Genomic DNA, 20,794 nt, shown 5'->3' with positions numbered 1-20,794 from the left:
AAATGACCCTACGTCACGGCGAAAATTCGGGCTAGTTGAATAGAAAAAGGCAACAATAATAATACCAGCAGGGCCAGAGGCCACATGCCAAAAGCCACACACCAGGCGGCGTTCATCACGATCAGCGAAAGTACCCCGGCTTTGACGGCCTTGCCAATCAACGGTCCCACGGGATTGCTGATGGCAGCCAGCAGCGGACGGGCCACCAGCCAAACGTGCAAAGCTACCCACGGGATTGTTAAAAGCAAGTTGCCTTGCGCATAGGCTACCAGAAGCTGCACCAGATGTACCGAGGCGTAAAGGAATCCCGCCAGGTACAATGTCCGACGCTTGCCGCCATGTACTTCGTCCTGGCTGATCATGGTAATGGCACCGATATAAACGATGGGAACAAAGCCCAGCCAAGAATATTGGGACAGCGCGGCGGGCAACACACTGATACCCAATAGCAGATTTCCGCCCCGGCACATGCCCATGACCAGCGGACCGAATATCTTGCTATGCTTGGCGTAGCGATCGTAGAGAATCACCAGCAACGCAATGCTTAGGGCGATTAGCCCACTGGTGAGCGAAAAGAAGCGGGCACTGAGTACCCCAGCCATGAGCAGGCTTCCGCCAAGAATAGCGGCATTTCGTAGGGGTACCTTGCCACTCGGAATGGGCCGTTCAGGCCGCTCAACGGCGTCGAGTTCGGCGTCGAAAACATCATTGAGAACCACGCCACCCCCATAAAGCCCTAAGGTCGAGAGTAAGAGGAGTACGAAACTACTCCCACTCTGAAAAGAAAAGCCAGCGATGGCCAACCCGGCCAGTATATCGGCCAGAGCGGTCAGCAAATTGGCCGGACGGGTAAGTTGTAGATACGGTTTTAGGATGGCCATTTAGTTGATAAACAGCGATTCTTTAGCAATACGCGGCTGCTGTCCACCCCGTAAAATGGTATTGCCGTTCATTTTCTGGCTCTGGTCGATTTCCAGACCGTTGGCAAAGTCCGTTTCGTGGATCTGTCCACTTTGACCGAACGCGTCGATGGCATTCTGGTAGGTCACTTTTCGGATTGTCTCATCAGAGATACCCCGCATTTTCATCAATGCGGCGGTTTTGGGCAAAGCCAGGGGGTCCGAAATACCCCAGTCGGCGGCAGAATTGATCATGATGCGCTCGGGGCCGTACTGTTCCACCACTTTCACCATGCGCTCGTTGCCCATTTTGGTGAAGGGGTAAATAGTAAACCCAGCATAAAAGCCCTGATCAAGTACGCTTTTAACAGTTTCCTCATTATTATGGTCGATGATCACCCAGGCCGGGTCGAAACCATGTTCCAGCGCAATGGCCATGCTGCGTTCTGTACCATGCTTCTTGTCGCGGTGCGGCGTGTGGACTTGAACGGGTAATTTGGCCTGTTTGGCCAGTTCAAGCTGGGCGCGGTAGTACTTTTCCTCGGCGGCAGTCTGGTCGTCGAAGCCAATTTCACCTACCCCCACTACGCCTTCTTTGTACAAAAAAAGCGGCAGAATTTCCATTACCTGCTCGGCCAGCGGCTCGTTGTTGGCTTCGCGCGAATTGAGCCCGATGGTGCAGTAGTGCCTGATCCCAAACTGCGACGAGCGGAAACGTTCCCAATTGACCAGACTGCTGTAATAATCCTTGAAGGACGAAAGCCCGGTGCGCGGCTGACCCAGCCAGAAAGCTGGTTCGATAAGCGCTACAATGCCCGCGTCGAACATAGTCTGGTAGTCGTCGGTGGTGCGGGAGGTCATGTGGATATGCGGATCAAAAAAACGCATTCCTTGGATCGTGTCGCGGTACTCATCCCAGGTCAGATCGCGGTGGGTAGGTACCTCTTGATCAGAGGTACCTTGGCTTTCCTCAAAGTGCGAGGGATTCGGTTCTTGGTTCTTATGGTTTTGTTGCATAGGTATTCAGGTCGTTAAATTCCAGATCGGCCCAGGAAATAGTTCTGTGTTGAACTGCTTTTTCCAAAACCGGATGCTGGGCCAGTAGTGTGTGTGCGGCAGAGGACGTGGCATGAAAGCAGGCCAGGGCCGCCGCTTTGTGATCATTAGGGTCTTCCGAAGCCAATAAATGCTTCATGTCTTCCAACAGAGCGTTGTCCATAAAGCCGGAAGATAGGCGCCAGACCTCGGGGGCCACGCTACGGCCTGCCGCCCAGCGTTCATGGGCAAAGTCGGAAAGCATGTGCGCCAGAGTCGGATTGGCGCGCTCTTCCAGGCCCACGATTTTGTGAATGGGCTTGTCGTTGAATATCGTTTTCAACACCAGCTGATTCCAGGCTGCCTCGGTAAAATAGTGGGCGGGGTAGGGGTTGTGCATGACCAGGGCGTCGAACACGTCGCCCACATTGGAGCGAACGGCCTCTGTGGCCCGAAAAAGCCATTTCTGCGGATAGTCCAGCAGGGGTAGTGCCGAATACAGCGCTACCAGCTCGTTCATTTCGGCGGTGTCGAAGAGCGTTTCAATATGCCTGACGTAGGTTTCCTGGTCACTGGAATCCAAGCAGGTAAGTAGCCAGACCCGACTTAGACGCACTGTGGACCAGTCCGTTACGGTAAAGCCAGGTACTTCGTCATTGAGCGCTATGGTATTTTCTTGTGAAATCGTTACAGATCGACGACCCACGAAACGGGGAGTAGCTACAAAGGCCGTCATTAGCTGAAGAGGTTCCGCACCGCCTTTTTCTTCCAGCCACATCCATTCTGTCTGGGTGAGTAGCTCCTGCAAGATCGAGGATAAGATACTATTTATATGATTTGAAGCCATGAACGAGGCGATAACTCTGAAAATAGGAAAAAGAGCATAGTGGGCTCAATATAATCATAACGGTTGCCCGGGCTTCTGCGTTTCGTAAGGCTTGCGTTTTTTGACTTTGATGATAGAAATCATAAGGATACTTTTCAGTGTTGACGGGAAAGTATTCAAAAGTCAAGCTCTATAATCTCCGGGTCGTTGAGCAGGCGTTTGGTGAGCTTCTCATGTTCTTTTTCCGAACCTTCCAGCAGCCAGCTCCCCGATATCCTATCGCCCGACCGGTTTTGTTTGCCTCGTTTTACTTTCAGGCCGTAATCCTCAAACAACTCCTCATAATGTTTCAACATCTTGTGGTGATACAGGGATACGATGCGGTAGTTGCGCGCCTGGTTTTTGAAATTGATGAATTTCTTTTCTACGAAATTCATGACCACCAGTGAAAACAGGAGAAGGAAAAAGCATACGACCGTAAGATCGTAGTGACCCGAACCCACGCAAACGCCCAGGGCCGCCGTAACCCAAATCGTGGCGGCCGTGGTGGTACCTACGATGCGATCGGCCTCCCGAAATATAATGCCTCCCCCCAGGAACCCGATGCCCGTCACGACATTGGCGGCAATGCGCGAAGGATCACCGCCGATGCGGATGGAAATAATCGTGAATAGCGTCGAGCCCAGTGAAATCAGAATCAGGGTGCGGAGTCCGGCGGGTTTGCTCCTGTATTCGCGTTCGAAGCCGATCACGGCACCCGCCGCGAACGATATGAGGAGCTTGATTATTTCTTCCGAATAGAATTCCATCAGGCCATGGTATTCATCAATTGCTCGATTTCCTCGGCTTCAATAGGAATGGAAGCCATCAGATCGCGGTTGCCCTCGGCGGTGATGAGGATGTTGTTCTCAAGACGAATGCCCAGTCCCTCTTCCCTGATGTAGATTCCCGGCTCGCAGGTAAATACCATCCCCGGCTCGAAGCGGCGGTACTTGTTGCCCACATCGTGGACGTCCAGGCCGAGAAAATGCGAGGTACCGTGTGGAAAATATTTTTTGTAGGCGGGCCAGTCAGGGTTTTGACTTTCAATGTCTTTTTTAGAAATCAGCCGCAGATCGATCAGCTCCTTTTCCATGACGGCACCTACTTCAACGTGGTACTCGTCCCATACATTGCCGGGAATAAGACGGCTTTTGGCAAACTTGAACACCCGAAGTACGGCATCGTATACCTCCCGTTGCCGCTTGGTAAACCGTCCGTTTACGGGAATAGAACGCGTCAGGTCAGCGCCATAGTTGGCATACTCCGCCGCTGCGTCCAGCAGAATGACCTCCCCATCCTTACAGGCCTGGTTGTTCTGGATATAATGCAGCACGCAAGCATTGGCACCAGAACCCACGATGGGCGTATAGGCAAAACCCCGCGAGCGGTTGCGGATAAATTCGTGCAATAGCTCGGCCTCTATTTCGTACTCCATCACACCTGGCTTCACAAAGTTCAACAGGCGTTCAAAACCCAGTTTTGTAATATCACAGGCCGTTTGCAACAATTCTATTTCCTGCGGCTGCTTGATGGCCCGAAGGTGATGCATGAGGGGAGCCAGGCGTTCGAGCGCGTGCAGGGGGTACCTTGTCCTGAATTCCTGAATGAAGCGGGCATCGCGGGTTTGCACGGGCGACTCGTTACGGGTATGCTCGTTGGTGTTGAGGTACACACGCTCGGCTTCAAAAACAATCAGTCGCATCATGGCTTCGTAGTGGTGCGTCCAGTGGACGGTCTGGATGCCTGACACGTTGCGGGCCTGTTCCTTGGTCAATTTTTCTCCTTCCCAGACGGCAATGTGCTCGTTGGTTTCGCGTACGAAGAGTACCTCACGGAATTTCGGATCGGGGTGTTCAGGGAAAATCAAAAGAACCGTCTCCTCCTGGTCCACTCCCGAAAGATAGAACAGATCGGAACTTTGCCGGAAGCCCATGGTACCATCGGCGTTAGTGGGCATAATGTCGTTGGCTTGCAGGATGGCTATGGACTTGGGCTTCATCAGCTCGGCCAGCCTGCGGCGGTTTTCTATGAAAAGTTGTGGGTCGATCGGTTCGTAGCGCATAGTTCGTTGGAGTACGGGCAGCCCGGCATTCCGGTTTCCAGCACGTTTTTTAGGGATAAGAATGACAGTGTAGTATGGACAAGTTGCCCGTATAACACCACATAATATAAAATTTTACGTTTATCTTGCAAAGATTGGAATCTTAACCTAGTCTATCAAGCATATGCGCTCCGGAAAACTGTTTTTATTGCTGGCTTTCTTTACAACCGCCCTGTCGGCACAGCCTAAATACTGGATCTACCTCAAAGACAAGGATGCCACCGCCCGGCCTGCCATTTCGCAAACCACCCTGGAAAACCGGAAGAATTTTGGCCTGCCCTTGTACGAAGAAACCGACCTTCCCGTGCGGGAAAGCTATCTTGCCACACTGAAAGAAAAGCAGATTCAACCTATATACTCTTCGCGTTGGCTCAATGCTGTTTCGGCATCGCTTGATCTCTTGCAGGTAGGTGAAGTACGCAAACTGGATTTCGTGCAGGAGGTAGTACCTATGAATTCTGATTTTGTCATCGCCAGTACCCGGCCCGTCGACCGCGCCGCGCTGGCCCCAGTGATGTCGCAGGTGCAGTCGGAGTCTTTTCTGAAATCAAATATTACCGGCAAGGGCGTGACGGTGGGTATCATCGACGCCGGATTTTATGGAGCCGATTCGTCGCATTCGTTGCGGCACGTATTTTCCAATAAGCGTATTCTCGGCATCCGCGACTACGTGAAGCCTAACCAACCCGGCGAGTGGCTGTTTACGACCGCCGAGTCGTACTCCGACATGCACGGTACCGAAGTGATGGCGGCCATTGCAGGCCTGGATATCGACGACCAGGTACAGTACGGGACAGCTCTGAACGCTAAATTTTACCTCGCCCGCACGGATTATTCCCTGCGCGAATGGCGCGGCGAGGAGGACAACTGGATCGCGGCGATGGAATGGATGGACAGTCTGGGGGTACGTTTGATCAATACTTCGCTCGGCTACGCGCGTGGGTTTACCGATCCGCAGGAAAACTACGAACCCAAGCAGATGGACGGCAAAACGAGCGCCATCGCCCGTGCCGCCCAGATCGCCGTAGACCAGAAAGGTATTATGCTGGTGGTATCGGCCGGTAACGAAGGCGAAGATAAAAATTGGCGCATTATCTCTACCCCCGCCGACGCGAAAGGGGTACTTGCCGTAGGGGCGACCAACATGCGGCTCTGGAACCGGATTGGGTACAGTAGCATCGGGCCGGAGTTCCTTCCCTACCTAAAGCCCAATGTGTCGTGCTTTTCACTGTATGGTACCTCACTCTCGGCTCCGGTCATTACGGGTTTTGCGGCTTGCCTGATGGAAGCCAACCCGAAATTATCCAATAAAGAACTGATGGATCTGATTGAAAAATCCGCACATCTGTACCCCTACGGCAACAACTATGTAGGGTATGGGGTACCTTTAGCGACCCGCGCGCTGGCCCTGGCTAAGGCCCCCTACCTGCCCAATAATAGTACTTCCATCAAGGTAAGTGGTAAAACCTGCACCATCGATGTGGCTACGGACGAAAACCTGCTGGTGATTTATCGCAAGAAAAACAAGAAGGACGTGATCTCGCAGCAGATTGCCAAGGTACAGGATGGTAAAATCTCGCTCAAAAAACAGAACGGCGAGGAGTTTACGACCATCGACCTGAAAGACCGGTCCATCGAGGTAATTTGGGAATAAATCGGCCCCGGCTCCCTACCTTTGCGGCATGAAAACACAATTTGCCGTTATTTTCGACATGGATGGTGTCATCTGCCATACCAATCCCTACCATTCACAAGCGTTCAGGGAGTTTTTTGCCAAGCGCAACCTGAGTCCGACCGACGAGGAATTTGCCCAACACATGTTTGGCAAAAGCAACAGCTACATCCTCAAACACTTCCTGCAACGGGACGTGGTAGGCGAGGAGTTTGCCCAACTCGAAGACGAGAAGGAAAGCCTGTTTCGCGAAATTTATGAACCCCATGTCGATCCCGTCCATGGCTTCATGGCTTTTTTGAAAGATTTGAAAGCCAATGGAATCAAAACCGCCGTGGCTACCTCGGCCCCCCGCGCCAACCTGGATTTGATCGCCGGAAAATTGAACTTATCCGATCACATGGAATCGTTCATGGCCAGTGAGGACGTGACCAAACACAAGCCCGACCCGCAGGTGTACCTTACTTCCGCCGAGCGGCTGGGCGTAAAGCCCGAAAACTGCGTAGTGTTTGAAGACTCCTTCTCAGGCGTTTCGGCGGCCATCAAAGCGGGCATGAAAGTCGTGGGGGTACTTACTTCGCATGGAGTTGATGAACTTCCACCCTGTGACGAATACATCAAGGATTATCAGGAAATGACCTACGAGCGGGTGGCGGAGTTGTTCGGATAGTGGGTTTCAAATGTCCTACTTTGTTTGTAGATCATGGACAAAAACGGATAAGTTTTTTTATTAAATTACAGCCCTGCTAGCACTTTTCAATAAACGAAACTATGGATCAGATTCAGGAAGCGAAGCGATATCTCGAAAATGCCCGTGAAATTCTAAGTGAGAAAGCGGGGAAGGAAGATGGACTTTACCAGGATGTCAAGTACGTCAAAATGGCGGGGCACACGGCTTATGCGGGTGTCTTGGTGGCTCTTGATGAACTATTGGGAAAGAAAACCAAAGGCCGCAAGGATGTGGAATGGTATAAACAACAATTAGGGAAATTAGATAAAAAACTCCTTCACTCGTTTGTAGGGGCTTATGATACCCTTCATTTATCCATGAGTTATGACGGAAATCCTGTGGCTGGCGTGGCTGCTGGAGGCTTGGAACAGGCGGAGAAAATCATCAACTGGGTCGAGCAGCGCAAGGCCGCAGCCTGAGTCGCAAACAATATAACAAATCCCCCAGAAAAGAATATGTATTCTTTTCTGGGGGATTTATATTGACAGAGGTACCTATTACTTCTTCTGCTGCGAAAGGAACGTAATCAGCGAAGCGAATTCCTCGTAGGACAGGGCGTTGGCCAATCCGGCGGGCATCATGGAAGTTTCCATTTCCTGACGTTTCACAATGTCGGAGGTCTTGATGCGGGTCACTTGTCCGGCGATGTCGCGAAGTACCAATTGATCGGCCGATTCTTCCGTGACGAAACCCATGTAAGTTTTGTTGCCTTTGGCGGTGATCGTTACCGTCGCGAAGCCCTGCGAAATGGATGCGTTGGGTTTCAGAATCGACTCGGCAATCTGTTCGCGGTTCATGATCGAGCCGATCTGCCCCATAAAGGGCCCTTTCATGGTTTCGCTTTTGCTCAGGCTGTGGCAGGCCACGCACCCTTGCCGGGTAAAGAGCGTTTTGCCCACTGCCGGGTCACCCTTGATTTTGTCCATCGCCAGCATCACATCTTCAATGGAAGCCTCACCTACCTGGCCTTTTTTGTTTTTGATTTTATTCAAATCCACTTTCACTTCTTCCTTCACGGCTACCTTTTCGTTGGTACCAAATTCCGGAATTTCCATCCGTAGCTTGTCGTTCAGATCGGTATAGAATTGCTTGTCAGAGGATTTGTTCCATTCTTTCAACAGGAATGTCTTGATTTCCGGCGATGATTCCCAGGTAATGGCCTTGTAATAGGGGCCGTGGGTGTCGGGCCGGGTACTCCACCACCACGAGCCGTCGTAGGGAGCTTCTTCTTTGTAGAGCCTGGCCAGGGTAGTCAAAATTTGCGATTTTAAGTCGTCGTCTGATGCTTTCTGATAGGCTGCCATCAAGCCGTTCACGGCATTCGGATCGTGCATGTAGCGCAATGCCCACAGCGCCAGCGTAGAATTGGGGGTACCTATGGCTTTGACCGCCGCATCCACGGCATCCAGACTCACCAGCGCCCGCACTGCCAGGTGGGGTAGCACAATAGCCGAGTTGGGCGTCGCGTGCGGACCTTCGGTACCCATGGCGGGCGCTACGAAGGAAGAGGGTACCTTTACCGATAATAATTCGGTAGCCGCTTCCTTGCGTCCCAGCCGCCCCATGCCGACAATTGCCGCGGCCTGTACGCGAGGGGTACCTTCTTTTAGGGCTTTGGTAAAGGGTTCGAGGGGTACCTTATCGAGGTAAGGCTTGCGGTCGGCCAGGGCACGAAGCGCGTACTCGCGCATGCTGGGCTCGGTGGTTAGCTTGGTCAGATTGGCGATGCCGTCGGCACCCGCTGTCTGCGCATAGGTGTACATGGCCGCTACGCGTACGTAGTCGGGCTGACTCCTGTCCGCCGCGATTTTCCAACTGGCGTCGATGGTTTGTTTGGCCGGACGGGTCAGAAGTTCCTGCTGCGCAGCCAGTCGGGCCACGCCACTTTCGGATTTGAGGATCGCAGCTACCTGATCGACGGAGAGTTTGGTTACGTCAGGAAAGGCTTTAAACTGCCAGTTATTGGGTACAGCCCGCACCACGAAGCCCTTATTTGGATTGCCCGAGTAGCCCGCCCCGTCCCAGGCCGACATGTATGCCCGGCCAGACGCGTCGATGTCCACGTCGGTGATCTGGGCTAGCTTCACAAATTCCTCCTCCTTCTGGGTGTAGCTTGGCCCATCGGGCGTCACGCGGTGAATGTACAATTGACTGCGTCCCCAATCGGCCATCATGGGTACATGGTTATACTTAGTGGGCCAGGTAGGGTCATCCATAAACAGAGCACCCGTCCCCGAACCGCCGCCTACGTCCACGAGCGCGGGGAGAATTTCTTCGGTAAAGTGCTGGAAAAGAACAGGGTATCCATACTCGCCCGACTGGATCTGATGAATGAAACGAATATTCCAGCCGCCGCCGTCGTTGGTATTGCCGCGCGTGAAGATATTCATGTAAGGGTCGATGGCTACATCGTAGATATTGCGCAGACCGTGGGTATAAACCTCCATTTCGGTGCCGTCGGGGCGGACACGCAGGATGCCACCACCGAGTTGCGTGAGTTTTTTGCCTGAACGATCTTCGGCATTAACAAAGCCAAAATCACCTACAGCGATATAAATCCAGCCGTCGATGCCCATGCGGATACCGTTGGTAGCGTGGTCGGTACCCCGGCTTTGTAAGAATTTGGGTGAACTGATATGCTGAATCAGGGGCTTGGGTGCGCCATCGGCTTTGCCATCCTTATTTTTATCTTCAAAAACCACCAGATCCATTCCTTCGGCGATGCCACTTTCCTCAGAAAAAACCGTGTGCAGCACAAATACCTGATTACCCTGGGCAATGATACCGCGCGGGTTATCGACCACGGCAAAGGTGGAATGCTGATCCATTTTGCCATCGTGGTTGGTATCCACCAGCTTGACGATGCTACCCTTGCCGGGCTTTTTGCCGAGCGAACCGATCATGTCCACCCCTACGTACACCTCGCCCGTGGGAGCTACCGCCAGACAAGCCGGACTGGGCGTAACGTCATGATTGGCAAAGTGGGTAATGGTGAGTTCAGCGGGCCATTTGGCGGCATTGGGCAGAGAGTCCGCAACAGTTATCCGTTGGTAGTCCGTCGAAGTGAGAGAGGTTGTCTGCTTGACATTGGTCCAGTACAGGATCAGGAAAGCGTAAAAAAGGCTTAGAAGTATCTTGGGCATGATAGATTATAGTTGATAGGGATATTAGGCTTAACGAAACAGAATTAAAAGATATATCACTTTTTCAAAGACAAATATAATGGATAACTACCGCAGGATCGCATCGCCGTAGTGCCGGAATTAGTAAGTCTTAAATAATATCTTTCAGCTGATAAGTGATATTTTATAAGGTGTCATGAGTCTCTGTCCAATTAAAACAGTAATTTCCATTTTCAAATACGAATAAGAGATGAAGTCATCGGAAGTCATCCCGGAGCTGTCAATAGTCACCATTGGCCGCGACCCGGACAATACCGTCGTTTTGGCAGATCCGTCGATTAGCCGCAACCACGCCCGGCTCATGGTGTGTTCGCCGAATAGCTTTATTTTTGAAGATTGTGGCAGCAAAAAAGGCATTTTTTTCGAGGATGCTCAGCGCAATAAAGTACAGGTTACCCGGAAACTCGTCGATATTGGCGACACCGTGTGGCTGGCAGATAGCAAGTTTCTTGTGAAGGATTTGCGGCCTGAAAATCCTGAAAAATCTTCTAGAAAGGAAGCCGCCCGAAACTACCCACTGGATTTTACGACGGAATTTTCTGCTCTTCAACAAGTCTATGATGATTATCCCGAATTGCGCAAAGCCTGCCGGAACCGCGAAAAAATGATCAGGCTTTGGAGCGTTGTGGGCGGCTCGATCATCGGGGTAGGTACGGTCGCGACGGCAGGTACGATGGGCTTCTTGGCCATGCTGTCAAGTGCGGGGCTTAGTATTCTGATTCCCACACTGGCCTCGCACTTGCTATCTACCGAAGAAAAACTCGAACTATTGGAAAAAGAATACCGACAACGCTATCGCTGTCCGAACCCCGACTGCCGCGATCCCTTCGGAAACAGGGAATATGAGATGCTGGTGCGGCAAAAAACCTGTGGCCGATGCAAAGCCGTGTGGGTGAAATAATTTTTTTCTTTTTGACTTACTTTTCTTCCCTTCACTTGATACACTAAAAAACCTTACTACCCATGACCAACAAAGTACCTGCTGAACCACAGATGACCGACGTTTTTGGTCGTTTCCAAAATACAATACCTCCGCTGAGCGAACCCTCCGGGCCTGTAGTCAACAATCGGAAAAAAGCTATGCTGAGCATGGCGGCGGTTCTTTTGGGAGCAGGAGCTGCATTTGCCGCCATTAACTTCGACCGCATTCGCGACTATGTCGAAGGAGACGAGGAGTTGGCTGGTGACAAGGTACCCGAAGCCGCTGAAAATGGGTCGGTTGTTGAAACTGCAACGCCTGTACGGCATCATAAGGCTTCGGCTGTTCAAAATGGTACCATTACGCCTAATGAAAGCATTGCGATCGCGGGGCAGGTTAGGGAACCAATGCCTTTTGGTGAAGCTTATGCTGCTGCTCGCGAAGAAGTAGGGCCGGGTGGGATTTTTTCGTGGCATGGGCAGGTATACAACACCTATACTGTTAAAGAATGGCAGGGATTATCCCTGGAACAACGGCGGGAGTTTTTGAGCGATGTAGGATACCGGCCCACTGGGAGTGCCGAAGTGTTAGAAAATGAATCGCTTACTACCGTACCCAGTGAAGATGGAGCTGTTGAGCCACCCCTAATTATCGATATTGAAGCGAACGAAGTGGACGGAATTTTTGAAAGCGAGCTTGTTGAAAATTTTCCTGTTGAAAACGAGCCAATTGTCGAAGCCGAAATAGCTGAGCCCGCCTTTTTCGACCTTGTCATCAATGGTCGGCAAGCATTGGGAATCGACGACGACCACGATGGGGTAGCCAATGCCATCGTGTTTCTGGATGAAAATTCCAGTTCTATACTTGCCTTTGTGAATGCGCAAGGGGACGCCATGATCGACACAGTCATTCAATTCGATGCCACGAGCCAGCAGGTCATCGGGCAGCAGACTATTGAGGTACCCTTCATGGCTGAGATTGACAAATTGGAGAATTGGGGCGATGTGATGGATGAACCCATCGGCGATATAGCCCTGGTGGCAGATACGGAAGAACCCTTAGCTTACGACGACGACAATGACTATACCCACGAGGATGGGTATGTCAACGACGCCGAATTACCGGAGATGGACTAGTGACAGTGTTTAAAAATTCCCTGATTTCCTGTCAAAAATGCGGCAGACGTATTGCGGTCAAAGCGCGGGACTTTGAAAATGGGGCGATTCAGTGTACCCACGTAGGGTGTGGGTACATAAACCAACTCGTTCAATCCTACTACGACGAGCATATTCTAATAGGTCTGCCGTCCTTCGGCCAGTTGGTGTATGAGGCCAATCCCACCATGAAGTACCCCCTTCGTCTGGGTACCAACGTGGTGGGTACCTCACCTACCTGTGAAGTAGCCGTGGAGCGGTTTATCCATGGGGACAAATGTTACATCAGTCGCAGGCATTGCACGATTGAAGTGCTTTTTAATAAATGGACGGGACGTTTTCGGTATCAACTTCAAGATGGCGCTTCCGACATAGATTCACACCATTATAAAAATAGTTTGAACGGGACCATGCTCAACGGATATCTTCTCCAGAACGGCGAGAAAATGGACCTCAACGACCAAGGGCTTTTGGGGCTGGGAGGAAAAGACGTGTTTCGGCTTGAAGCCTACCTGATCCCTGGAAAGATGTTAGAAAGTTATAGGATATCGAAGGTAATAGAACCGGATGAAACCCAGTGAATTTTCTCGTTCTTGTGGGACTCTTAGCAAAATTCTATGACAATATCTATTGACAAACCCGTTACTTTCTCACTCATCGGTCAGAGGGTTACTAATCAGGACTATGTGTACCCCGTCGATGAACGGAGCGGACTGTTTATCGTGTGTGACGGAATCGGGGGCTGGGATCAGGGAGAGGTAGCCAGCCGATTGGTGGCGGAGGCAGTGGCTCGCTTTATGGAGCAACACCCTACAGACTGTATTGAAGAGTCCTACCTTGCCGAAGCACTGGCAAGTGCTTACCGGACTCTGTTGGAATACCTGAGTCAAAACCGGTTATTGAGCCGATTGGGCACCACACTGGCGCTATTACAACTCACCAGCAGGGGAGCCACGGTAGCGCATGTGGGGGATAGCCGGGTCTATCATATGCGTGGGGGTGTTATTTTACACCAAACCCTGGATCATAAATATGTACAGGATTTGGTGGCCGGAGGCATCATCACCGAAGAGCAGGCCCTGAACCATCCGCGGCGCCATACGCTGAGCCGGTCCATAGGCGTGCAGTCTAATGAGTCACCCCTTCGGATGGACAAAGGAGAAATTGCGCATATTGCAGACATTCAAATGGGTGATTTCTTCTTTTTATGTACCGACGGGGTATTGGAGCAGGTCGATGATCAGTCTCTAAGGAACATATTCGCCCAATACGAAACTTCGCAGGATATTGCAGATCAATTGCTCGGCCGCTGTCGCAACCTTACTCGGGACAATTACTCGGGATGCCTGGTCAGGATAAAGCATGTGAGTAGAGAGAAGGCGAATCTTCCTTTTGGAATTTTCGGACAAAGCCAGGAGTGAAAGCCTTCCTATCTACGACTGAATGATGTATTCTCAGAAAGCACTTCTCTACGGGGTGCTATGTTTGTTTTTTGGAGTACCCTTTGGCTGTCGAAAAGCAGGAGCTAAAACGAGCTATGCTGTGGTGGTCGGTATCTCTGATTACAAGATTTCCGATTACCGTACCGGCGACCTCCGCTATGCCGACCAGGATGCCCGGCGCTTTGGGGACTTTCTAAAAAGCGCGGCCGGGGGGAGTGTTCCGGCCCAAAACATCAAGCTTCTGACAAACCGGGAAGCTACCAAATCGGCAATCCTGCAAGCGATGAGCCTTTTTGGGAAGGCTACCCCGCAGGACCGGGTGGTATTTTATTTTTCCGGCCACGGGATGAAAGGTGGTTTTTTGCCCTACGACGTGAGCGCCACTGATCCCACAACTATCCTGAATTACCAGGAGGTGAAAGCGCGATTCAAGCCATCAGTCTCTCTCACGAAGCTCTGTATTGCCGATGCCTGTCTGTCGGGCGGCATGACTGCCCGTACCGCCTGGAAGGGACCTGCCTCCAAGACTTCCACCTCCTCCAATGTCGTATTGATGCTTTCCTCACGCTCAACCCAATCGTCGGTTGAAAGTGGTGCCAGACGGGGCGGAATTTTTACATTTTATGTGCTCAAAGGGCTTCGGGGGGAAGCGGATAGTAATCGAAACCGGACTGTGACGATTAGGGAGCTGTATGACTACGTATCGCCTCTCATGCGACGCAGTACGCCCAACCGCCAGGCACCCCTGTTTTATGGAAAGTTTTCCGATGAGCTGCCCCTCAGTAAGCTACAATGAGAAAGTCTGCCAAATTTCTTATTTTTGGGTATTGAAGTTATAATATAGGCAAGCACTATTTTTATGAAACAACCTTTACCACAAAGACTTTACAATCCGCTATTTTATTTTCTGCTTTTCGGTTTTGTGGGCTTGATGCTAGGTTGTGGATGGGTTGATCCTGCTCTCAAAACCTTGAAAACATGCACGTTTCCTACTTCGGTGACCACCGCGAGTGTCAGTAAGTCGACCTACACCTATGTCCTCGTGACCGCTTCACCTGCCGACATAAAGCGGGTCGTTTGGAAAGTACAGCAGGGGAGTACGATCATCACGCAGGCCGAAAAAAGTGATACGGCTGCCTTCAGCCATACTTTTGCTACTTCGGGTACCTATACGATCAATGCGGAGATCGAAACCGTGTGCGGCGAAAAGACCACGCTTAACCACACGACTACCACGAGCATAAAAACCTGCATCCTACCCTCGGCCATCACTCCGGTAGGGGTCAACAGTAGCACCTACCGCTACACATTGATGACGGCTACCCCTGCCGATGTCAAAACCGTCGTTTGGAAAGTAACCAACGGAGCGACTACGCTTACCCAAATCCAGCGCGCCGATACCAGTGCTTTCACCTATTCGTATGCCGCTGCAGGTACCTACACGGTTACGGCGGACATAGAATCGGTGTGTGGCGAAAAAATAACCCGAACGGCCAACACCACGGTTGACCTTGGAATTTCTGTCACTGCAAATTTCGCCGCCTGGAAAATAGGGGGAGCGAATAACGACATCGGACGAAGTGTGGTGGTGGATGCTGCGGGTAATGTCTACGTGGTAGGTACCTACGCTTCATCATTTACCTTCGGTGCCACTACGATGAGCGTGGCCGGAAGCAATGATATTTTCATTGCCAAATACAACAGCCGGGGCGATGACGTATGGATTCAGCGCATTGCCAGTGTCAATATGGATGAAGTGAAGGATGTTGTGATTGACAGTAGCGGCGATATCTTCGTTACGGGAGAGGTGAGTTCCAACGTGGGGTATTATAACAGTCCCGATGATGTCCAATCAGGCAACATCATTCATAAAGCAGTGAACGGTAATAGCGATGCTTTTCTGGCAAAATACACCCGCGATGGCAAGTTGGTATGGTTCAGAACCTACGGTGGCAATACATCGGAGGTAGGTACCTCCATCGCTTTGCATTCCTCCGGCATTTATCTGACGGGTGTCTTTGGAGCCAGCAAAACAACCTTCGGCTCAATCACTTTGCAAGCACTCGGTACCGACGGGAAATACGACATGTTCCTGACGAAGCTGTCGACCAACGGAGACGTACTATGGGCGGTTTCGAGCGGTGGGTTTGAAAGTGATTATGCCAGCAGTATCGCCGTCGATTCCGATGGGAATGTGTATATGAGCGGTATTTTCATGTCGCCCGGAACCTTCCGCTCGGCTTCGGGTGCCTCGGCTGAGCATCCCTCCAGTGCGACGCCCGATATATTCATTGCCAAATATAATTCATTGGGGAATCTGATCGCCTTTCACAAGGGGAATTCGGGTACTTCCATTTACGGAAACAGCTTGGCTATTTATGATGGCGCTCTGTATGCCACCGGGTACGTCGAAGGAAGTAAATACGGCAATCTTACGGTGGATTACAGAGGCGGCGGCGCGGATATTTTCCTGGCCAAATATGATTTGAATACGCTGAATGTCGAATGGGTCAAAACAGCAGGTAGTTCCGGATTTGACGCTGGTAATAAAATCGTGTTCGATAATGCGGGCAACATTTACCTGGCGGGCTTGTTTAGGGACAATTGCCACTTTGGCTCAACTGTACTTAGGTCGGCAGGAGATTCCGATGCGTTTTTGGCCCAATACGACGTAAACGGCAACCTTCGCTTTGTCAAATCGGTAGGTGGCCCGTCAGCCGACGGGTACAATGCCCTGGCGGTCAATAGTGCGGGTAGCCTTATTTATATGGTGGGATTCTTCGGTGGTACAATTAATATAGGAGGTTCATCGCTTTCCTCCTCTGGAGGTCTCGATGTACTGACCACGAAGTACCCCGATTAAAAACCGAGTCGGTATGAACGTTACTTTTACTTCCTATTCCGATTTTAGTAAGCGCTATCCGATCCAATTCGGTGACGATAGCAGCTGGCTTGGAACGGGTACTTACGGGAAAGTAATCAAAGTGGAGGATCAGGTTGAAACGGAGTGGGTGGCGATCAAAATCAGCGAATACCGGTATGACGACGCCAAGTCGCTCAAAGCGGAAGTAGAGCTGGCTCAAAAGGTACCCCGCCACGCCAACATTGCGCGCTACGATGCATGTTATCGGCTCGAGACCGAAGTGGGCGTGAGCGATTTTGCAATCATGAAGTATTATCCCGAAGGTAACCTGGCCGACCTGCTCAAATCCCGACGGCTCAGCGATGCGGAACTCCGGGAGCTGGTGGGCGGAATATTGGAAGGCTTGAAGGTACTCCACCAAAAGCGCATCGTTCACCGCGATTTTAAGCCGGCCAATATTCTTATTTCGAGGGATAATCGCGGACGCCTGATTCCTAAAATTGCCGATTTTGGCCTGAGTAAGTTTGTTTCTGACGACGAAATAGATCGTTCCGATTTTGACCTTAGTGACGGTCGGGGTACCCCGTCTTACAAAGCCCCGGAGCAAATCATGGGCGGGCGGGTAAGTTTCAATCTCGATTTGTGGGCATTTGGAGTGATTTTGTATGAGATGATTACGGGCGAAAAGCCTTTCACCGCCGGAAGCCAATCGACTGAGCCCACGCAACGGCGGGAGCTCGAGCGCAGAATCACGACCGTTCAACTCCCCGAACGGCTCGATGCCGTACCCGAGCCTTACCAAAGCATGATCCGTTTGTGCCTGGTCCGGGACATTCGGCAGCGCGTTCGCAAACCGGATGAACTATTGGTGTATTTGGAAAAACCGACCAGAAAACCCGATACAACCAGCCAACCCGCCCAACCCCTGCTTGCCGAAGAATATACGGATGTGTATGTACCTTCAGCAACTGCCCTCACGAAGCAAATCGGACCGGATCAGGGTACAATGCCCGCCACAGATGCTTCGGGAAAGTCATCAAGGGGAAATTCTGTTTGGTTATGGAGTTCCTTGGGAGGAGGTACCCTGCTAATCGCTTTTCTGATCTGGAGCATGAAGCCACCGGTGTCCTCCGAAATAAATGAATTATCCGCGAGCGGTACCGTTGCCCCAAAAGACATTTTTCAGGAAATAGCTACCAACGATTCTCCCAAAAGTGAGGAAGAACGAACTACCAAGGTACCCCTGGAAGTGCCCGCCACTAAGGTGGCTATCGTGCAAAACCAGCCGAAAAATGAGTCGAATCAAATCAAAGATTTGCCCTCAACTGAGCAAAGTGGAAACTTGATAAAAAGGCAACTTCAAGCCGAATACGAGGATTTGATTCAGAAGGGCAATGAGTTGATCAATAGCACCAATAATAAACCAGCCGCGATGGAATTGTTCAATAAGGCACGTCAACTGGCGGCAGAAAATGACCTTAATGCTGCCAAAGGCAATGCCTCTTATACCTATTATTATGATAAAGGAAACCGCATTTACGAGAATGGCGCGTATGAGGGAGCCAAAGCGTGGTTCAAACTGGCGCAGTCGTTGCATCAAACCGAGGAGGTAGGCAGGCGCATCAGAGACTGTGAAATAAACCAATAAAATGTATGCAAAAAATACTTCTACTATTACTCATTCTTGGGTGCAGTATCTGTTCAAACTTTGCAAATAGTTCGGTTCCTGATTTGACCGGAAAGCTACCCATCGCTTGGGAACAAGCTGATGACGAATATGACCGATATAAAAAACGAGCGGATGATTTTTTTGACCGGGGCGACTACCTGAACGCGCTCCGACAATACCGAAACTGCCTTGAGGTACCTACCTATGAAAACGACCCCTACGCCAAAGGAAGAATCGCTTTGGTGCAGAAATTATTGAAGCTCCGTGAGGAAGCCAACAAGGCACTGAATGAAGGAAAAGGAGCGGAGGCGATCGAGTATTTTGAACAAATAGTGGCCCAAAATCCCAAAGATTCCATTACGAAAGTAAATCTGACTGACTACTGGGTAGCGGAAGCTACCAAGTTTTATGAACAGCAAAACTACGAAGAAGCAAAGGTACGCTATCAGAAAGCCCTGCAATATGCCACCAAGCCCGCATTGATTCAGGTGCAAATCCAAAATAGCGAGGCGTTTATAAAATTTAAAGCTGAGCAGGCGGCAAAAAACGAAGAAAATATCAAAGGCAATCCTTCGGTAGTGGCAAATAAACCAGATGCTAAGACCGATTTGCCTGAGAAAATAAATCCGCAAAAAGAGATTGCAATAAACCGGCGCATCGGCACAAAAGTTTTGGTAGGTGCGGTTGGCTTAGGAGCGGGCTTGTACGCCTATACACTCAATAACCAGTACCAGACAAAGCTCGACGAGGCCAATCGGATTGGCAGGTCCACAGACCCGGATGGCGATGGTGTGATCCTTACGGCCGGTGAATATAACCAATGGCAAACGGCCTATAAAAAAGCTGCGGATGCGAAGCAAAACCGTTCGAAGTTTGTGGCCTCGCTGGGCATAGTGGGGGCGGCGGCTATTTCGGAAGTTCTCCTATGGGTACTTCCAAAATCAAAGAAATCGACCGGCATCAGTATAGAGTCAAGCACGCAAAATCTGGGTTTGGCGGTACGCTACACATTCAGATAAATGGGAGCGTGCATCTTCTTTTGGGAGGTTTAAATTGCTATTTAAACCCCTCCTTTAATAGCTTTTTGGCTTTTTGTGAATAGGTATGCCGGGGAGTTTTAGAAATTCTGGTGAGCAAATCCTTGGCCTGTTTTTTCTTGCCATTTTTGAGATATGTTAGTGCAATGTACCATTCGGCCTTTTCGCGAGCGTTGCGTAGGTCAGCTGTTTTGATAAGTTTTTGTAGTGAATCCAGTGGAATTGATTTGTACTGGGCATCCGTCATTTCTTGCTCCGCCAAAGTCGCCAGGTGGCTCGATTCTGAGGTCGTATTGGTTTGCCAAATCCACCAGCCCAAGCCAAGTACGAGCACGATGGAGGCAGCGATGGACCATATCTGAAAAGGATTTATTTTTCGAGCAAAGGAAATCTCTGAACGTTTATTGGCTCGTTCCCGAGCATTAAGTAGCTGTTTTTCAATAGCCAATGCCCGCAGACCCAGGCGTAATTTTTGCTGTATTTCCATTTCTGCTCTTAAATTATCATCCGATTGTAAATCTGCCTCAATAGATCGTTTCTCTGCCTCCGAAAGTGTATTTTGGAGGTAGGATTCTATCCGGTCAAATTGCTCTTGGTTCATCGAAGTATTTATATTTGTTTTAGCAGCAATTTTTTGAGTTTCTCCGTGCAGTCATAGCGTTTTTGTTTGGTCGATGATTCTTTCATTCCTAGCTTCTCGGCAATATCCCGGAGCGATAAATCATCTATATAAAACCATTCGACGAGCTGGCGACAGTCATTTTTTAACTGGACCAGGGCGTTACGCACCTGAGTTATGAGTTCACCCCGTTCCAAATCTTTTTGTAGGTCTGTATCGTGAATTGGGTCATAAGAATCAGGTATACTAGCTCGGGTTTTCAGTCGACTGGAAGCGAGTTCATTGAGCCAGACTTTTTTGCAATAATCAAATACTACAGTTGTAATTTTTGCATTTTCCCGAAATTGATACTTCCCGGTCTCGAGATTCAAAAGAAAATTTAATAAGCCTTTCTGGAAGGCATCTTCGGCGTCCATTTCTGAGCCGCTGTTGCGTAGTACCCAATACTGGAAAGGATTCGCTAATTCCTGATATAGATAATCGTACGCCCAGGCTTGCCTAATTTTGAGAGATTCGTATAATTCAGACTGAGTAAAAGGAGGTGAATTTGGGGGAGACATGCAGTGCGAAGGTTACCTCTACAAACATAGATTAAAACCAGTTG

General features: G+C 50.4%; 19 protein-coding genes. 11 read left to right on the top strand and 8 right to left on the bottom strand.

Going from position 1 to position 20,794, the window contains the following annotated elements:
• Positions 1 to 8 precede the first annotated feature (8 nt).
• The 5 genes from eboC to GBK04_RS02905 form a co-directional block, all read right to left on the bottom strand.
• On the bottom strand, positions 9 to 881 hold the full coding sequence (gene eboC, locus GBK04_RS02925; RefSeq protein ID WP_152756697.1) for a UbiA-like protein EboC: 873 nt from the start codon (positions 879 to 881) through the stop codon (positions 9 to 11).
• Positions 882 to 1,916: a TatD family hydrolase gene (locus GBK04_RS02920; protein ID WP_152756695.1), complete on the bottom strand. Its 1,035-nt coding sequence runs from the start codon at positions 1,914 to 1,916 to the stop codon at positions 882 to 884. It lies immediately after the preceding gene.
• Positions 1,900 to 2,781, bottom strand: coding sequence for an EboA domain-containing protein (locus GBK04_RS02915; protein ID WP_152756694.1), 882 nt, complete (start codon positions 2,779 to 2,781; stop codon positions 1,900 to 1,902). Before GBK04_RS02915 ends, GBK04_RS02920 begins: the two co-directional genes overlap by 17 nt.
• 155 nt (positions 2,782 to 2,936) lie before the next feature.
• Positions 2,937 to 3,569 (bottom strand): MgtC/SapB family protein, encoded by a 633-nt coding sequence (locus GBK04_RS02910; protein WP_152756692.1) that lies wholly within the window; start codon positions 3,567 to 3,569, stop codon positions 2,937 to 2,939.
• Complete coding sequence (locus GBK04_RS02905) at positions 3,569 to 4,864, bottom strand: aminopeptidase P family protein (protein ID WP_152756691.1); 1,296 nt, start codon at positions 4,862 to 4,864, stop codon at positions 3,569 to 3,571. The genes GBK04_RS02910 and GBK04_RS02905 overlap by 1 nt, the downstream gene beginning before the upstream one ends.
• 163 nt (positions 4,865 to 5,027) lie before the next feature.
• Here GBK04_RS02905 and GBK04_RS02900 point away from each other — a divergent pair, with 163 nt between their 5' ends.
• The 3 genes from GBK04_RS02900 (at position 5,028) to GBK04_RS02890 (ending at position 7,724) form a co-directional block, all read left to right on the top strand.
• Positions 5,028 to 6,557, top strand: a complete 1,530-nt coding sequence (locus tag GBK04_RS02900; protein ID WP_152756689.1) for a S8 family serine peptidase — start codon at positions 5,028 to 5,030, stop codon at positions 6,555 to 6,557.
• A 28-nt stretch (positions 6,558 to 6,585) separates the two neighbouring features.
• Positions 6,586 to 7,245: an HAD family hydrolase gene (locus tag GBK04_RS02895; RefSeq protein WP_152756687.1), complete on the top strand. Its 660-nt coding sequence runs from the start codon at positions 6,586 to 6,588 to the stop codon at positions 7,243 to 7,245.
• A gap of 101 nt (positions 7,246 to 7,346) precedes the next feature.
• Positions 7,347 to 7,724 carry a DUF5618 family protein gene (locus tag GBK04_RS02890; RefSeq protein ID WP_152756685.1) on the top strand — a complete coding sequence of 126 codons (378 nt, stop codon included), beginning with the start codon at positions 7,347 to 7,349 and terminating at the stop codon, positions 7,722 to 7,724.
• A 78-nt stretch (positions 7,725 to 7,802) separates the two neighbouring features.
• On the opposite strand, the gene GBK04_RS02885 is transcribed toward GBK04_RS02890, so the two are convergent.
• Positions 7,803 to 10,448, bottom strand: a complete 2,646-nt coding sequence (locus GBK04_RS02885) for a DUF7133 domain-containing protein (protein WP_152756684.1) — start codon at positions 10,446 to 10,448, stop codon at positions 7,803 to 7,805.
• A 229-nt stretch (positions 10,449 to 10,677) separates the two neighbouring features.
• On the opposite strand from GBK04_RS02885, the gene GBK04_RS02880 reads away from it, so the two are divergent.
• The 8 genes from GBK04_RS02880 (at position 10,678) to GBK04_RS02845 (ending at position 19,553) form a co-directional block, all read left to right on the top strand.
• Entirely contained in the window at positions 10,678 to 11,388 is a 711-nt protein-coding gene (locus tag GBK04_RS02880) for an FHA domain-containing protein (protein WP_152756682.1), read from the top strand.
• Between the two features lie 62 nt (positions 11,389 to 11,450).
• Positions 11,451 to 12,542 carry a hypothetical protein gene (locus tag GBK04_RS02875; protein ID WP_152756681.1) on the top strand — a complete coding sequence of 364 codons (1,092 nt, stop codon included), beginning with the start codon at positions 11,451 to 11,453 and terminating at the stop codon, positions 12,540 to 12,542.
• Between the two features lie 5 nt (positions 12,543 to 12,547).
• The gene (locus GBK04_RS02870; protein WP_373330671.1) at positions 12,548 to 13,141 is read left to right on the top strand and encodes an FHA domain-containing protein; all 594 of its coding nucleotides are present in this window, start codon (positions 12,548 to 12,550) and stop codon (positions 13,139 to 13,141) included.
• A gap of 36 nt (positions 13,142 to 13,177) precedes the next feature.
• The gene (locus GBK04_RS02865; protein ID WP_152756679.1) at positions 13,178 to 13,981 is read left to right on the top strand and encodes a PP2C family protein-serine/threonine phosphatase; all 804 of its coding nucleotides are present in this window, start codon (positions 13,178 to 13,180) and stop codon (positions 13,979 to 13,981) included.
• Between the two features lie 22 nt (positions 13,982 to 14,003).
• The gene (locus tag GBK04_RS02860) at positions 14,004 to 14,798 is read left to right on the top strand and encodes a caspase family protein (RefSeq protein ID WP_152756678.1); all 795 of its coding nucleotides are present in this window, start codon (positions 14,004 to 14,006) and stop codon (positions 14,796 to 14,798) included.
• Between the two features lie 63 nt (positions 14,799 to 14,861).
• Positions 14,862 to 16,865: an NHL repeat-containing protein gene (locus GBK04_RS02855; protein ID WP_373330670.1), complete on the top strand. Its 2,004-nt coding sequence runs from the start codon at positions 14,862 to 14,864 to the stop codon at positions 16,863 to 16,865.
• A 13-nt stretch (positions 16,866 to 16,878) separates the two neighbouring features.
• On the top strand, positions 16,879 to 18,513 hold the full coding sequence (locus tag GBK04_RS02850) for a serine/threonine-protein kinase (RefSeq protein WP_152756675.1): 1,635 nt from the start codon (positions 16,879 to 16,881) through the stop codon (positions 18,511 to 18,513).
• Positions 18,514 to 18,518: 5 nt separating this feature from the next.
• Positions 18,519 to 19,553, top strand: coding sequence for a tetratricopeptide repeat protein (locus GBK04_RS02845; protein ID WP_152756673.1), 1,035 nt, complete (start codon positions 18,519 to 18,521; stop codon positions 19,551 to 19,553).
• A gap of 37 nt (positions 19,554 to 19,590) precedes the next feature.
• Here the strand turns inward: GBK04_RS02845 and GBK04_RS02840 are convergent, their stop codons facing one another.
• Both GBK04_RS02840 and GBK04_RS02835 read right to left on the bottom strand, forming a co-directional pair.
• Complete coding sequence (locus tag GBK04_RS02840) at positions 19,591 to 20,172, bottom strand: hypothetical protein (protein WP_152756671.1); 582 nt, start codon at positions 20,170 to 20,172, stop codon at positions 19,591 to 19,593.
• 8 nt (positions 20,173 to 20,180) lie between these two features.
• On the bottom strand, positions 20,181 to 20,750 hold the full coding sequence (locus tag GBK04_RS02835) for an RNA polymerase sigma factor (RefSeq protein WP_152756669.1): 570 nt from the start codon (positions 20,748 to 20,750) through the stop codon (positions 20,181 to 20,183).
• Between the last annotated feature and the right edge of the window lie 44 nt (positions 20,751 to 20,794).

Source organism: Salmonirosea aquatica (assembly GCF_009296315.1).
GTDB lineage: Bacteria > Bacteroidota > Bacteroidia > Cytophagales > Spirosomataceae > Salmonirosea > Salmonirosea aquatica.
Note: the sequence above shows the minus strand (reverse complement) of the source record. Positions and strands in the feature narration are given on the sequence as shown.

Excerpts from the sequence above, each read along its gene's own strand:
- GBK04_RS02865 (WP_152756679.1), top strand. The coding sequence starts at position 13,178 with ATGACAATATCTATTGACAAACCCGTTACTTTCTCACTCATCGGTCAG.
- GBK04_RS02915 (WP_152756694.1), bottom strand. The coding sequence starts at position 2,781 with ATGGCTTCAAATCATATAAATAGTATCTTATCCTCGATCTTGCAGGAG.
- GBK04_RS02890 (WP_152756685.1), top strand. The coding sequence starts at position 7,347 with ATGGATCAGATTCAGGAAGCGAAGCGATATCTCGAAAATGCCCGTGAA.
- GBK04_RS02910 (WP_152756692.1), bottom strand. The coding sequence starts at position 3,569 with ATGGAATTCTATTCGGAAGAAATAATCAAGCTCCTCATATCGTTCGCG.
- GBK04_RS02850 (WP_152756675.1), top strand. The coding sequence starts at position 16,879 with ATGAACGTTACTTTTACTTCCTATTCCGATTTTAGTAAGCGCTATCCG.
- eboC (WP_152756697.1), bottom strand. The coding sequence starts at position 881 with ATGGCCATCCTAAAACCGTATCTACAACTTACCCGTCCGGCCAATTTG.
- GBK04_RS02835 (WP_152756669.1), bottom strand. The coding sequence starts at position 20,750 with ATGTCTCCCCCAAATTCACCTCCTTTTACTCAGTCTGAATTATACGAA.
- GBK04_RS02920 (WP_152756695.1), bottom strand. The coding sequence starts at position 1,916 with ATGCAACAAAACCATAAGAACCAAGAACCGAATCCCTCGCACTTTGAG.
- GBK04_RS02880 (WP_152756682.1), top strand. The coding sequence starts at position 10,678 with ATGAAGTCATCGGAAGTCATCCCGGAGCTGTCAATAGTCACCATTGGC.
- GBK04_RS02875 (WP_152756681.1), top strand. The coding sequence starts at position 11,451 with ATGACCAACAAAGTACCTGCTGAACCACAGATGACCGACGTTTTTGGT.
- GBK04_RS02895 (WP_152756687.1), top strand. The coding sequence starts at position 6,586 with ATGAAAACACAATTTGCCGTTATTTTCGACATGGATGGTGTCATCTGC.
- GBK04_RS02885 (WP_152756684.1), bottom strand. The coding sequence starts at position 10,448 with ATGCCCAAGATACTTCTAAGCCTTTTTTACGCTTTCCTGATCCTGTAC.
- GBK04_RS02905 (WP_152756691.1), bottom strand. The coding sequence starts at position 4,864 with ATGCGCTACGAACCGATCGACCCACAACTTTTCATAGAAAACCGCCGC.
- GBK04_RS02855 (WP_373330670.1), top strand. The coding sequence starts at position 14,862 with ATGAAACAACCTTTACCACAAAGACTTTACAATCCGCTATTTTATTTT.
- GBK04_RS02845 (WP_152756673.1), top strand. The coding sequence starts at position 18,519 with ATGCAAAAAATACTTCTACTATTACTCATTCTTGGGTGCAGTATCTGT.
- GBK04_RS02840 (WP_152756671.1), bottom strand. The coding sequence starts at position 20,172 with ATGAACCAAGAGCAATTTGACCGGATAGAATCCTACCTCCAAAATACA.
- GBK04_RS02900 (WP_152756689.1), top strand. The coding sequence starts at position 5,028 with ATGCGCTCCGGAAAACTGTTTTTATTGCTGGCTTTCTTTACAACCGCC.
- GBK04_RS02860 (WP_152756678.1), top strand. The coding sequence starts at position 14,004 with ATGATGTATTCTCAGAAAGCACTTCTCTACGGGGTGCTATGTTTGTTT.